Genomic DNA, 12,151 nt, shown 5'->3' with positions numbered 1-12,151 from the left:
TCGTTCCCTGTTTGTCGAGGACATGCCAGTCTTGCGGCATCTGTCCACGGCCGCTCATGGATCCCGCCGCGACGAAGCGGCGGGAGGCGGCCGCGGGCGACAGGGGGAAACACATGCTGCGCAGAACGAGAACCGCGATCGGACTGGCTGTGACCGCGCTGGTCGTCGCACTCTCGGCCCCGGCCGTGCAGGCGGACACGAGTGCCACGGCGGCGCGGACGTCCGATCGCACCGGGGCGGACGACGCCGTCTACGTGATCCAGCCGCGCTCGGACGGCACGACATACACCGCGATCTACGAACCCGCTCCGGGCGTCACGGCCGACGAGCTGCGCAGCAGCCTGCGTCGCCAGGGCGTCCGCGGCGTGCAGGACGCGAACAGCTCCCTCGACGTCGGCATCGCCGGCTGCGCACCCGTCGTCGGCACCGCGTCCGCCTGGTGCGGCCACAAGTGGGCCTACGGACCGTTCAACGACCCGCAGGTGTACTTCCTCGACCACACCGGCGACTCGTGGCCCGTCACCGACGCCCGGGTCGACTGGTACCAGGCCCCCGGCATCGACGCCTACTACCGCTGGCACACCGCAGGATGCCCCGGCGGTGGCCGGCACTGCGTGCACGTGTACAGCGGCAGCTACGGGACCGACTGGTACGGCGTGACCGAGGCGTCCAGCTCGGGTGGCTACTTCGTCGACGGCAGCGTCACGGTGAAGCTCAACGACCAGGTCACCCCGAACACCTACGCGGCGCGGCGCAGCGTCGCCTGCCACGAGATGGGCCACGCCCTCGGCCTCGACCACAACGGATCCACCAACAGCTGCCTGTCCGTACCGGAGTTCCCGCAGCACCCGTCGTCGGACGACTTCGCCGTACTGAACCAGCTGTACCCGAAGCCCGGCACCTGACCGGCACCCGCCTCCGCCCCGGGTCTCACGATTCCGGGGCCGTGGCCGTTGCCTCGGATTCGCCGAGTTGGCCCATCAGCGTCTCCATGTCCGAGGCGATCCACTCTTCGGCCAGCCGGCCGTCGGCGACGCGGTAGAGCTCGATGCTGGAGTACTCGACCTGTCGGCCGGTGGCCGGGATGCCCCGGAACTCGCCCTCGTGCGTGCCTCGCATGGTGAGCCGGACCGCGACCCGGTCACCCGACGCGAAGATGTCGTCGATACGGGCCTGGAAGTCGGGGAACGCCGTTCGCAGGTAGTCCGTGTTCTGCCGCCACGCGTCTCGGCCCCGCATCTGGAACGGCATTCCCGCGATGTTGATCGCGAAGTCCTCCGTCATGAGCTCGGTGCACCTGTCGATGTCGTGCCGGTTGAGGGCGGCGAAGGCGTCGCGCACGAGATCGAGGGCGGGCTGGTCGAGTCGGTGCTGTTCGGAAGTGTTCACGGTGCTCCCTCGCAAGGTGGGTGCCGCATCGGCCGTAGCGCCGGCTGCGCGCACGACCAGCAGAAACCGTGACGTCGCGACAAGGTCAACAGCAGATCGATCATGCTCGTCGGCCGAGTGGCGTCCTGCTCCTACGCCGGCTGCGTCGCGATCTGGATCAGATTGCCGCAGGTGTCGTCGAAGACGGCCGTGGTGACGGGCCCCATCTCCAGGGGCTCCTGGGTGAAGCGGACGCCGTGGGCGCGCAGGCGCTCGTACTCCGCATGGACGTCCTGGACGGCGAACTGGGCGAGCGGGATGCCGTCCTGGACGAGCGTGTCGCGGTAGGTCTTGGCGACCGGGTGACCGACGGGCTCCAGGAGGAGTTCGGTGCCGCCGGGCTCTTCGGGGGAGACGACGGTGAGCCAGCGGTCCTTCTCTCCCACCGGGACGTCGTGCTTCTTCACGAAGCCGAGAATCTCGGTGTAGAAGTGCAGGGCCTTGGCCTGGTCGTCGACGAAGACGCTGGTCAGATGGATCTTCATGGGGTGCTCTTCTCCGGTTCGGGTGTGTCGGGCACGTGCCATCGCTCGGTGATCTGCCGCAGTGGCGCCGTGTTCAGGTCGTGGAACTTGTAGCGGCCCTCCCGCCTGGTCTCGACGAGCCCTGCGGCCTCCAGCACCGCGAGGTGCTGGGAGACTCCCTGGCGGGAGATGGCCAGCTGATGCTTCATGGCCAGTCGCGAGCAGATCTCGAACAGTGTCTGTCCGGATTTCTCCGTCAGCTCGTCGAGGATGGTGCGGCGGGTGGGGTCGGCCAAGGCTTTGAAAAGGTCGTCGGCCACGACCCCAGCATAGGCAAGTGGACGCTTGCCTATCAAGTCGAGGTGCGGCGACAGCCGGCCTTGGGCGCCTCACCGATAGCCTGCGTCACCATGAAGCGCGCCTGGATCCTGCCTCTGCTGCTCGTGCTCGGCGGCTCAGCCGCGGCGACCGGGCTGATCCTCCGCGGGAGCCCCGGAACGGCCGCCGCACTCCTGCTGGTGTTCCTGCTGCTCGCAGGCGCCAATTCACCGCTGATCTTCCCGAGCTCGATCGATGCGCAGGAGGCACAACGCCGCAGCGTGGCCGACGGCCGACCGATCGTCTTCTGGCGCCCGGGCTGCACGTACTGCCTGCGACTCCGCATCCGGCTGGGCCGTAGTGCCCGTCAGGCGTACTGGGTCGACATATGGCGTGACCCGGCGGGCGCCGAGGCGGTGAGGGCGGCCAACGACGGCAACGAAACCGTGCCGACCGTCATCGTGGCGGGGCAGCCGCACACGAACCCCGATCCTGCGTGGGTGCGCGAGCAACTCTTCCCTTCCGCGTGATCAGGAGCGGCGTCCCGGCTCCTCGTCCTCCCGCGCCGTCCCACCGCAATCCACACCGCCTGGCCCACCAGGGTGAGGGGTTCGTTCGCGGGGAGTTGTGAATCGTCGTCCGGGTGGAGGATCGCCGGTTCAAGTCCCTTGTGCGGGACGGGAAAGAGGGCGCGAACCGGCATGCCTTCGCGCAGCAGCGGCCTTGACAGGCGTGTCGCATTGCCCGATGCGCACGCCGAGCAGCAACGAGACGGCCGTCCACTCCGGAATCGCCCAGCTGATGGAACCCCCGTCTCCCTCCTTGACCGCCGCCCGGTGCTCCACGATGCTGTGTTGCGGCACATGAGATGAGTGCCGTAATGAGCAACATGATTCCGAGTCTCGATCAGCCGAGGAGTGGCCATGACGCACCAGGTCCGTGCTGTCGTCGCGCGGGGCAAGGGCGCCCCCGTCAGCCTGGAGACGATCGTCGTGCCGGACCCCGGCCCGGGTGAGGTGCTGGTGAAGGTCGAGGCCTGCGGGGTCTGCCACACCGACCTGCACTATCGCGAGGGCGGCATCAACGACGACTTCCCGTTCCTGCTCGGGCACGAGGCCGCGGGCGTCGTGGAGTCGGTGGGGGAGGGCGTCACCGACGTCGCCCCCGGGGACTTCGTCATCCTCAACTGGCGTGCGGTGTGCGGACAGTGTCGGGCCTGTCTGCGCGGGCGTCCGTGGTACTGCTTCAGCACCCACAACGCCAAGCAGAAGATGACGCTGACCGACGGTACCGAGCTGTCGCCGGCGCTCGGCATCGGCGCGTTCGCGGAGAAGACGCTGGTCGCGGCCGGACAGTGCACGAAGGTCGACCGGACCGCGTCGGCGGCCGCGGCCGGGCTGCTGGGGTGCGGCGTGATGGCGGGCATCGGCGCGGCCATCAACACCGGCAAGGTCGGCCGGGGCGACTCGGTCGCCGTCATCGGCTGCGGCGGTGTCGGGGCCGCGGCGATCGCCGGATCGAGCCTCGCGGGCGCGGCGAAGGTCATCGCGGTCGACATCGACGACCGCAAGCTGGACACCGCCAGGAAGCTGGGCGCGACCCACACCGTCAACTCCAAGGACACCGACGCGGTCGAGGCGATCCGCGAGCTGACCGGCGGTTTCGGCGCCGACGTCGTGATCGAGGCGGTCGGCCGCCCGGAGACGTACAAGCAGGCCTTCTACGCCCGCGACCTCGCCGGCACCGTCGTCCTCGTCGGGGTGCCCACCCCGGAGATGAAGCTGGAGCTGCCGCTGCTGGACGTCTTCGGACGGGGCGGCGCGCTGAAGTCCTCCTGGTACGGCGACTGCCTGCCCTCCCGGGACTTCCCGATGCTCATCGACCTCTACCTCCAGGGCCGCCTGGACCTCGACGCATTCGTCACCGAGACCATCGCCCTGGACGAGGTCGAGAAGGCCTTCGAGCGGATGCACCACGGCGACGTGCTGCGCTCGGTGGTGCTCCTCTGATGGCCGGCGCCCGGATCGAACACCTCGTCACCTCGGGGACGTTCACACTCGACGGCGGCACCTGGGACGTCGACAACAACGTGTGGATCGTCGGCGACGACCACGAGGTCATCGTCATCGACGCCGCCCACGACGCCGACGCCATCGCCGAGGCCGTCGGCGACCGCGCCCTGCGGGCCATCGTGTGCACCCACGCCCACAACGACCACATCGACGCCGCGCCCGAACTCGCCGCGCGCACGGGCGCCCCGATCCTGCTCCACCCGGACGACCTGCCGCTGTGGAAGCAGACCCACCCCGACAAGGCACCGGACGCCGAGCTCACGGACGGCCAACTCCTCACGGTGGCCGGCGTCGACCTGACCGTGCTGCACACCCCCGGCCACGCCCCGGGGGCGGTCTGCCTGTACGCCCCGCGCCTGGGGGCGCTCTTCAGCGGCGACACGCTGTTCCACGGCGGGCCGGGCGCGACGGGCAGGTCGTACAGCCACTTCCCGACCATCGTCGAGTCGATCAGCAGCCGGCTGCTGACCCTGCCGGAGGAGACCGTAGTGCACACCGGACACGGGGAGACGACCACCGTCGGGGCCGAGGCCCCGCACCTGCCGGAGTGGATCGACCGCGGCTTCTGACCCTCCCGACCAGGGCTTCGTCGGGCGCCCGTTCCGCCTGTTCCCGCAGGTGGGCCGGGCGCTTCGGGCTGCCCGCGGGCCGGTCGGCCGGCCGGTGCGAACGAGGCGTTTTGACGCCTTGACAACGCTTCTGAGCGGCCCTCAAACTGGCGTTGCGCTTACCGCAATCCGTTTCGCTATACGCACCCGAGGTGTCATGATGATTCCCGCGTGCCGTCTCGCGGATCTCCCGCGAGGTGAGGCCCACCGGCTCGACATCGATCCGCCGGTCTCGGTGTTCCACACCGACGATGGTGAGTTCTTCGCCATCGACGACACCTGCACCCACCAGGACGCCTCGCTCGCCGACGGCTGGCTGGAGGGCTGCGAGGTGGAATGCCCGCTGCATGCTTCGAAGTTCGACCTGAGGACCGGTGCGGTCGACGCCCCGCCGGCGAAGCTTCCGGTCCGGACCCACGAGGTCGTGGTCGAGGACGGCATGATCTACGTCCTGCTGTCCACGGACGCGCCGAACCTGCCGCCGTGCATCGCGGCGCGGCTCGCCGCAGGTCCCGCGTGAGGACCGTCGCCGTGGTCGGCGCCTCGCTCGCCGGCCTCTCGGCGGCCCGCTCGCTGCGCAAGCAGGGCTACGACGGGCGGCTGGTCGTCATCGGGGACGAGCTCCACCGCCCCTACGACCGGCCCCCGCTGTCCAAGGAGTTCCTGGCCGGCACCCTCGGCGAGGCGGAACTCGCCCTGGAGACGGACGACGAGGACCTGGCGGCCGAGTGGCTGCTCGGCACCCGTGCGGTCGGGCTCGACCCGGCGCACCGTGCGGTCCGGCTCGCCGACGGACGGGAGGTGCGCACCGACGGCGTCGTCATCGCGACCGGCGCCGCGGCCCGCACCCTCCCCGGCTCCGAAGGGCTGGCCGGAGTGCACACCCTGCGCACCCTGGACGACGCCCGCGCGCTGCGGGACGAACTGGCCCGCGGCGGACGGCTGGTGGTGATCGGCGGCGGCTTCATCGGAGCCGAGGTCGCCTCCACCGCCCGTGCCCTCGGGCTGGAGGTGACCGTCGTCGAGGCGGCACCGACACCGCTGGCCGGCCCCCTCGGCGAGACCATGGGCGCCGTCGTCTCCGCTCTGCACGCGGACCACGGCGTACGGCTGCTGTGCGGCGTGGGCGTCAAGGGGCTGAGCGGCGACGAGCGCGGCGAGAGGGGGGTCCGCCCGGGCGGAGTCTCGGGTCGGGTCGACGCCGTCCTGCTCGAGGACGGCCGCACGATCCCCGCCGACATCGTCGTCGTCGGGGTGGGCGCGCGCCCGTGCGTCGAGTGGCTCGAAGGGTCCGGCGTCGCCCTCGACAACGGCGTCAAGTGCGGCGCGGACGGACGCACCGGCCTGGCCGGCGTGGTCGCGGTCGGCGACTGCGCCAACTGGTACGACCCGCGCGCGGGGCTGCACCGCCGCATCGAGCACTGGACCGGCGCACGCGAGCGTCCCGACGCCGCGGTCGCCACACTGCTGGCGGGCGGCGCGGTGGAGCCGGGCGTGCCCCGGCCGCCGTACTTCTGGTCCGACCAGTACGGCGTGAAGATCCAGTTCGCCGGTCACGCGGCCGGCGCCGACAGCGTCACCATCGAGGACGGCACCCCGGACGAGCGCAATGTCCTGGCCGTCTACCGGCGGGCCGGTACCCCGGTCGCCGTGCTCGGGATGAACCAGCCGCGGCTGTTCACGCGCCTGCGCAAGCAGCTCGCCGCCACCGCGTCTTGACACCGCCCCGGCGGCATCCCATGCTGCGTTTCACATGACACGCAGTGTTGCTCCATACACAACGCCTGTTGCTCCATACACAACGCCGTCCGGAGTCGCTCTTCCCGGCTTGTGAATGCCCCCTCCACGACGTTCTCCCGAGGAGTGCACCGTGACCTCGACCGGCCTGCCGGACAGCCTGATCGCCACTCTCCCCGGCCCCTCCTACACGGACCCGGGGATCTTCGCCCAGGAGCAGGAGCGCATATTCGAGACCATGTGGTTCTGCGTCGCGCGCGCCTCGGACCTGGCGAAGCCCGGCGCCTTCCGCACCGTCGACGTGGGCCGCGAGAGCATCCTCGTCACCCGGGCGAGGGACAACGCCGTCCGCGCGTACTTCAATGTGTGCCGGCACCGCGGAGCCAGGCTCTGCACCGAGGAGTCCGGCGAGGTCAAGCGGGCCTTCCAATGCCCGTACCACGCCTGGACGTACGACCTGAACGGCAAGCTCGTCGCCGCCCCCAACCTCACCAAGATGCCCGACGTCGGACGCACCGAGTACGGCCTGGTGAGCGTGGCCGTGCGGGAGTGGCTCGGCTATGTCTGGGTGTGCCTCGCGGAGAACCCGCCCTCCTTCGAGGAGGAGGTCATGGGCGAGATCGTCGCCCGCCTCGGCGATGTCGAGTCCATCGACCACTACGACATCGACAGCCTCTCCGTCGGCAAACGGATCGTGTACGACGTCAGGGCGAACTGGAAGCTCATCATCGAGAACTTCATGGAGTGCTACCACTGCGCCACGATCCACCCCGAACTCACCGAGGTGCTCCCGGAGTTCGCGGACGGTTACGCCGCCCAGTACTACGTGGGACACGGCGCCGAGTTCGGCGAGGAGGTCAAGGGCTTCACCGTCGACGGCTCCGAGGGCCTGGACCGCATTCCCGGGGTCGGTGAGGACCAGGACCGCCGCTACTACGCGATCACCGTCAGGCCCCAGGTGTTCATCAACCTCGTCCCCGACCATGTGATCTTCCACCGGATGTTCCCGGTGTCCGTGGACCGCACGATCGTGGAGTGCGACTGGCTGTACCTTCCGCACGTCGTCGCGAGCGGCAAGGACGTCAGCCGGTCGGTGGAACTCTTCGACCGGGTCAACCGCCAGGACTTCGAGGCGTGCGAACGGACCCAGCCCGGTATGGGTTCCCGCATGTACGCCAAGGGCGGCGTGCTGGTGCCCAGCGAGCACCACATCGGTGCCTTCCACGACTGGGTGAACGAGCGCCTGGGCGCCCCCCTGCCGTAGTCCGGCGGATCAGCCCAGGTATCCCATCCGGTGGCTGATCTCCTGGGCGCCGTTGACCAGCACCGGAGAGAGCTCGTGCATGCGCTCCTCGGTGAGCCGGTAGGCGGGACCGGAGGCGCTGAGGGCGGCGATGACGTCGCCGTCCCGGTTGCGGACCGGCGCGGCCATCGCGTGCAGGCCGATCTCCAGTTCCTCCAGGGTGATGGAGTAGTTGCGTTCGCGCGTCTCGGCGAGGTTCTTCTCGAGCTTCGTCTTCGCGGTGATGGTGCGCGCCGTGACCTTCTTCATTCCGGCCTCGGTCAGCAGCGCCGCGCGCTCCTTGGCGGGCAGGTACGCCAGCAGGATCTTGCCGCTCGACGTGGCGTGCAGGGGGGTCAGCTGGCCGACCCAGTTGTGCGCGGTGATGGCTCCCGGACCGCGCACCTGGTACAGGTTGATCGCGAACTGCTCCTGCATGACAGCGATGTTCACCGTCTCGCCGAGCTCCTCGGCGAGGCGCTCGCAGACCGGGCGGCCCTGCTGGGTGATGTCGATACGGCCGGTGACCGCGCCGGCCAGGCGGACGATGCCGAACCCGAGCCGGTACTTGCCCCGCTCGCCGGCCTGCTCCACGAGACCACGCGCTTCCAGGGCGCCGAGCAGCCGGAAGGCGGTGGACTTGTGGACGTCGATCTCGGCCGCGACCTCGCTCACGCCCGCTTCGCCACGCTGGGCGAGGATCTCCATCACACTGATCGCCCGGTCCACCGACTGGACCCCGCCAGCCTGTGAATTCGACGTTTCTGTGTCATGACTGTAGTTGCTCACAGTGAAACTATACGCGTAGTAAACAACATGGCCGCAAGTAATCGCGTCGCAACAGAGACCCTAGAAGTTGCGTTGTTCGCAACCTGGTGCGTATAGCGGGACCGGGTCTACCATGCGTCGCGTATCGAAGACGCGAGCGAGACGAGGCACCATGGCTTCCCTGCAGTACGACTTCGTCATCGTCGGTGGCGGTTCGGCCGGCAGCGCACTGGCGAACAGACTCTCGGCGGACCCCGCGAACCGGGTGCTGGTCCTGGAGGCGGGCCGGTCGGACTACCCGTGGGACGTCTTCATCCACATGCCCGCGGCGCTGACCTACCCCATCGGCAGCCGCTTCTACGACTGGAAGTACGAGTCCGAGCCCGAGCCCCACATGGGCGGCCGGCGCGTCTACCACGCCCGCGGCAAGGTACTCGGCGGCTCCAGCAGCATCAACGGCATGATCTTCCAGCGCGGCAACCCCATGGACTACGAGCGCTGGGCGGCCGACCCGGGCATGGAGACCTGGGACTACGCGCACTGTCTGCCGTACTTCCGGCGGATGGAGAACTGCCTCGCCGCCGACCCCGACGACGAGTTCCGCGGCCACGACGGCCCCCTCGTGCTCGAACGCGGTCCGGCCACCAACCCCCTCTTCGGCGCCTTCCTCAAGGCCACCGAGGAAGCGGGCTACGCCCCCACCGACGACGTCAACGGCTACCGGCAGGAGGGCTTCGCCAAGTTCGACCGCAACGTCCACCGCGGACGCCGGCTGTCGGCCTCGAAGGCGTACCTCAAGCCCGCGATGAAGCGGCCCAACCTCACCGTGAAGACCCGCGCCCTCGTCACCCGCGTCCTGTTCGAGGGCAAGCGGGCCGTGGGCGTGGAGTACCGGCGCGGCCGGGGCGCGCCCCAGCAGGTCCGCGCGAAGGAGGTCATCCTGTGCGGCGGCGCCATCAACTCCCCGCAACTCCTCCAGCTCTCCGGCGTGGGCAACGCGGCCGAACTGAGCGCCCTCGGCGTCGACGTCGTCCACGACCTGCCGGGCGTCGGCGAGAACATGCAGGACCACCTGGAGGTCTACGTCCAGTACGCCTGCAAGCAGCCCGTCTCCATGCAGCCGTACATGGCGAAGTGGCGCGCCCCCTTCATCGGGCTCCAGTGGCTCTTCCGTACCGGCCCCGCCGCCACCAACCACTTCGAGGCCGGTGGCTTCGCCCGCAGCAACGACGACGTCGACTACCCCAACCTGATGTTCCACTTCCTGCCCGTCGCGGTCCGCTACGACGGCTCCTCGCCCGCCGGCGGCCACGGCTACCAGGTGCACGTCGGGCCCATGTACTCCGATGCCATCGGCTCGGTGAAGATCAAGAGCAAGGACCCGCGCGAACACCCGGCGCTGCGCTTCAACTACCTCTCCACCGAGCAGGACCGCCGCGAATGGGTCGAGGCGGTCCGGGTGGCCCGCAACCTCCTCAACCAGCCCGCGCTCGCCCCCTACAACGGCGGTGAGGTCTCGCCCGGCCCGAAGGTGGACAGCGACGAGGAGATCCTCGACTGGGTCGCCAAGGAGGGCGAGACCGCCCTGCACCCGTCCTGCACCTGCAAGATGGGCACCGACGAGATGGCCGTCGTCGACCCCGCCAGCCTGCGGGTGCACGGCCTTGAGGGCCTGCGCGTCGTGGACGCCTCCGTCATGCCCTACGTCACCAACGGCAACATCTACGCACCGGTGATGATGATCGCCGAGAAGGCCGCCGACCTCATCCTCGGCAAGGATCCGCTCGCGCCGTCGAAGGCCGTGTACTACCGCCACCCCGACGCCCAGAAGCAGGCGGAGCGGTAATTGGCCGCCGCAGGACTCGCGGCGCTGCTGAACAGCGTCCGCTACGAGGTGCTGCCCGCGAAGGCGACCGAGGACAAGGTCCTCGCCCATGTGCCGCGCGACGTCGTCGTCACCGTGACGGCGTCGCCGGTCAAGGGCCTGGAACCGACCCTCGACCTCGCCGTCCGGCTCGCCATGCACGGCTACCGGGTCGTCCCGCATGTGCCGGCGCGGCTGCTGCGCGACGACCTGCACCTGAAGGAGGTCGCGGGCCGGCTCCGCGAGGCGGGCGTGGACGACGTCTTCGTCCCGGCCGGCGACGCCGACCCGCCCGCCGGGGGCTACGACGGGGCGCTGCCGGTGCTGCGCAGGCTGAGCGAGCTGGGCGGTCCCTTCGCCCGCGTCGGCGTCACCGGCTACCCGGAGAGTCATCCCCTCATCCACGACGACGTCACCGTCCAGGCCATGTGGGACAAGCGCGAGCACGCCACGTACATCGTGAGCAACCTCTGCTTCGACCCGAGGGTGCTGGGGGAGTGGATCGGCCGGATACGGCGCCGGGACATCGCCCTGCCCCTGTATGTGGGGGTGGCCGGGCCGGTGCAGCGGGCGAAGCTGCTGGCGATGGCGACGAAGATCGGGGTGGGGGAGTCGACGCGCTTCCTGACGAAGCACCCCTCCTGGTTCCTGCGGTTCGCGACGCCCGGCGGGTATGCACCCGAGAGGCTCCTGACGCGCGCCGAGGCGGCACTGACCATCCCTTCGGCGCGAGTCGCGGGCCTGCACCTGTTCACCTTCAACCAGATCGCCGAGACGGAACGCTGGCGCCGCGCCCTGCTGGACCGCCTCGGCGACTGAACCAGGAGAGGCATGGCAGCCGACACCGACTGGCACCTGACCCGAACCTTCACCAGCGCATCCGGTGACGTCCGCTGGGACCGGCTCGGCCGGCCCGGCGGGCCACCCGTCGTCCTGCTGCACGGCACCCCCTTCTCCTCGTACGTCTGGCGTGCCGTCGCCCGTGCGCTCGCCCGCGAGCACGAGGTGTACGTCTGGGACATGCCCGGCTACGGGACCTCGGAGAAGGCCGCCGGGCAGGACGTGTCCCTGGCCGCGCAGGGCCGCGTCTTCGGCGAGCTGCTGGGCCACTGGGGCCTCGCGGAGCCGCTCGTGGTCGCCCATGACTTCGGCGGCGCCGTCGCCCTGCGGGCCCATCTGCTGCACGACGCCCGCTGAGCGCTCCGCTGCGAGGCCGCTGTGTGCCGTCAGTCGCCTGCGGATTCGTTGTGGCTGGTCGCGCAGTTCCCCGCGCCCCTTCAGGGCGCGCTGCCGAACTGCAGTCGACTTCCCCAGGTCTGCTCAGCGGGTCCTCGACCGGTTTCTCGAGCCGTGGCTGGATCGCCCAGGCGGACCAGCGCCACACCGACGAGATCCAGGACCGCTACACCGGGATCGGCGTCCCCACGCTCGTCTGCTGGGGTGAGGACGACACCTGGATCCCGGTGGCGAAGGGGCACGAGCCGGCCGCTCTCGTCCCGGGTGCCCGGTTCGAACCCATCGCCGGCGCGGGGCACCTCGTCCAGGAGGACGCCCCCGCGGAGCTCACGGCCGCGCTGATCGCCTTCCTCCAGCGGGAGCGCTGACGCGGC

The 12,151-nt window shown here is 70.0% G+C and carries 13 protein-coding genes and 2 pseudogenes; 11 read left to right on the top strand and 4 right to left on the bottom strand.

Annotated features, from left to right (window positions below):
• Nucleotides 1–113 precede the first annotated feature (113 nt).
• Nucleotides 114–905, top strand: coding sequence for a matrixin family metalloprotease (locus tag OG254_RS05080; RefSeq protein WP_405577655.1), 792 nt, complete (start codon nucleotides 114–116; stop codon nucleotides 903–905).
• 25 nt (nucleotides 906–930) lie between these two features.
• Here OG254_RS05080 and OG254_RS05075 read toward each other — a convergent pair whose 3' ends face one another.
• From OG254_RS05075 to OG254_RS05065, 3 genes are all read right to left on the bottom strand, one after another.
• Nucleotides 931–1,389 carry an ester cyclase gene (locus OG254_RS05075; protein WP_405577653.1) on the bottom strand — a complete coding sequence of 153 codons (459 nt, stop codon included), beginning with the start codon at nucleotides 1,387–1,389 and terminating at the stop codon, nucleotides 931–933.
• Nucleotides 1,390–1,520: 131 nt separating this feature from the next.
• A complete protein-coding gene (locus tag OG254_RS05070; protein WP_405577651.1) occupies nucleotides 1,521–1,913 on the bottom strand; it encodes a VOC family protein in 393 nt (130 codons plus the stop codon).
• The gene (locus OG254_RS05065; RefSeq protein WP_147998355.1) at nucleotides 1,910–2,212 is read right to left on the bottom strand and encodes a helix-turn-helix transcriptional regulator; all 303 of its coding nucleotides are present in this window, start codon (nucleotides 2,210–2,212) and stop codon (nucleotides 1,910–1,912) included. Before OG254_RS05065 ends, OG254_RS05070 begins: the two co-directional genes overlap by 4 nt.
• A gap of 90 nt (nucleotides 2,213–2,302) precedes the next feature.
• Here OG254_RS05065 and OG254_RS05060 point away from each other — a divergent pair, with 90 nt between their 5' ends.
• The 6 genes from OG254_RS05060 to OG254_RS05035 all read left to right on the top strand — a co-directional run bounded on the left by OG254_RS05060 (nucleotide 2,303) and on the right by OG254_RS05035 (nucleotide 7,891).
• Nucleotides 2,303–2,740 carry a glutaredoxin domain-containing protein gene (locus OG254_RS05060; protein ID WP_405577648.1) on the top strand — a complete coding sequence of 146 codons (438 nt, stop codon included), beginning with the start codon at nucleotides 2,303–2,305 and terminating at the stop codon, nucleotides 2,738–2,740.
• A gap of 393 nt (nucleotides 2,741–3,133) precedes the next feature.
• The gene (locus tag OG254_RS05055) at nucleotides 3,134–4,219 is read left to right on the top strand and encodes an S-(hydroxymethyl)mycothiol dehydrogenase (RefSeq protein ID WP_405577646.1); all 1,086 of its coding nucleotides are present in this window, start codon (nucleotides 3,134–3,136) and stop codon (nucleotides 4,217–4,219) included.
• Nucleotides 4,219–4,851 (top strand): MBL fold metallo-hydrolase, encoded by a 633-nt coding sequence (locus OG254_RS05050; RefSeq protein WP_405577644.1) that lies wholly within the window; start codon nucleotides 4,219–4,221, stop codon nucleotides 4,849–4,851. The genes OG254_RS05055 and OG254_RS05050 overlap by 1 nt, the downstream gene beginning before the upstream one ends.
• Before the next feature lie 196 nt (nucleotides 4,852–5,047).
• The gene (locus OG254_RS05045; protein WP_405577642.1) at nucleotides 5,048–5,410 is read left to right on the top strand and encodes a bifunctional 3-phenylpropionate/cinnamic acid dioxygenase ferredoxin subunit; all 363 of its coding nucleotides are present in this window, start codon (nucleotides 5,048–5,050) and stop codon (nucleotides 5,408–5,410) included.
• Entirely contained in the window at nucleotides 5,407–6,609 is a 1,203-nt protein-coding gene (locus OG254_RS05040; protein ID WP_405577640.1) for an NAD(P)/FAD-dependent oxidoreductase, read from the top strand. Before OG254_RS05045 ends, OG254_RS05040 begins: the two co-directional genes overlap by 4 nt.
• Nucleotides 6,610–6,760: 151 nt before the next feature.
• Complete coding sequence (locus OG254_RS05035; RefSeq protein ID WP_405577638.1) at nucleotides 6,761–7,891, top strand: aromatic ring-hydroxylating dioxygenase subunit alpha; 1,131 nt, start codon at nucleotides 6,761–6,763, stop codon at nucleotides 7,889–7,891.
• Nucleotides 7,892–7,900: 9 nt separating this feature from the next.
• On the opposite strand, the gene OG254_RS05030 is transcribed toward OG254_RS05035, so the two are convergent.
• Nucleotides 7,901–8,698, bottom strand: coding sequence for an IclR family transcriptional regulator (locus OG254_RS05030; protein WP_405577636.1), 798 nt, complete (start codon nucleotides 8,696–8,698; stop codon nucleotides 7,901–7,903).
• A gap of 151 nt (nucleotides 8,699–8,849) precedes the next feature.
• On the opposite strand from OG254_RS05030, the gene betA reads away from it, so the two are divergent.
• From betA to OG254_RS05010, 4 genes and pseudogenes are all read left to right on the top strand, one after another.
• Nucleotides 8,850–10,523, top strand: coding sequence for a choline dehydrogenase (betA, locus tag OG254_RS05025; protein ID WP_405577634.1), 1,674 nt, complete (start codon nucleotides 8,850–8,852; stop codon nucleotides 10,521–10,523).
• On the top strand, nucleotides 10,524–11,360 hold the full coding sequence (locus tag OG254_RS05020) for a 5,10-methylenetetrahydrofolate reductase (RefSeq protein ID WP_405577632.1): 837 nt from the start codon (nucleotides 10,524–10,526) through the stop codon (nucleotides 11,358–11,360).
• A 12-nt stretch (nucleotides 11,361–11,372) separates the two neighbouring features.
• Nucleotides 11,373–11,735 (top strand): annotated as a pseudogene (locus OG254_RS05015) (alpha/beta fold hydrolase); the annotation flags it as partial.
• Between the two features lie 133 nt (nucleotides 11,736–11,868).
• Nucleotides 11,869–12,145: pseudogene (locus tag OG254_RS05010) on the top strand (alpha/beta fold hydrolase); the annotation flags it as partial.
• Nucleotides 12,146–12,151: the final 6 nt, after the last annotated feature.

This window comes from Streptomyces sp. NBC_01092 (assembly GCF_045039535.1).
In the GTDB taxonomy this organism is placed as follows: domain Bacteria; phylum Actinomycetota; class Actinomycetes; order Streptomycetales; family Streptomycetaceae; genus Streptomyces.
The sequence above is the reverse complement of the archived record's forward strand: the minus strand, read 5'-3'. Positions and strand labels throughout refer to the sequence as shown.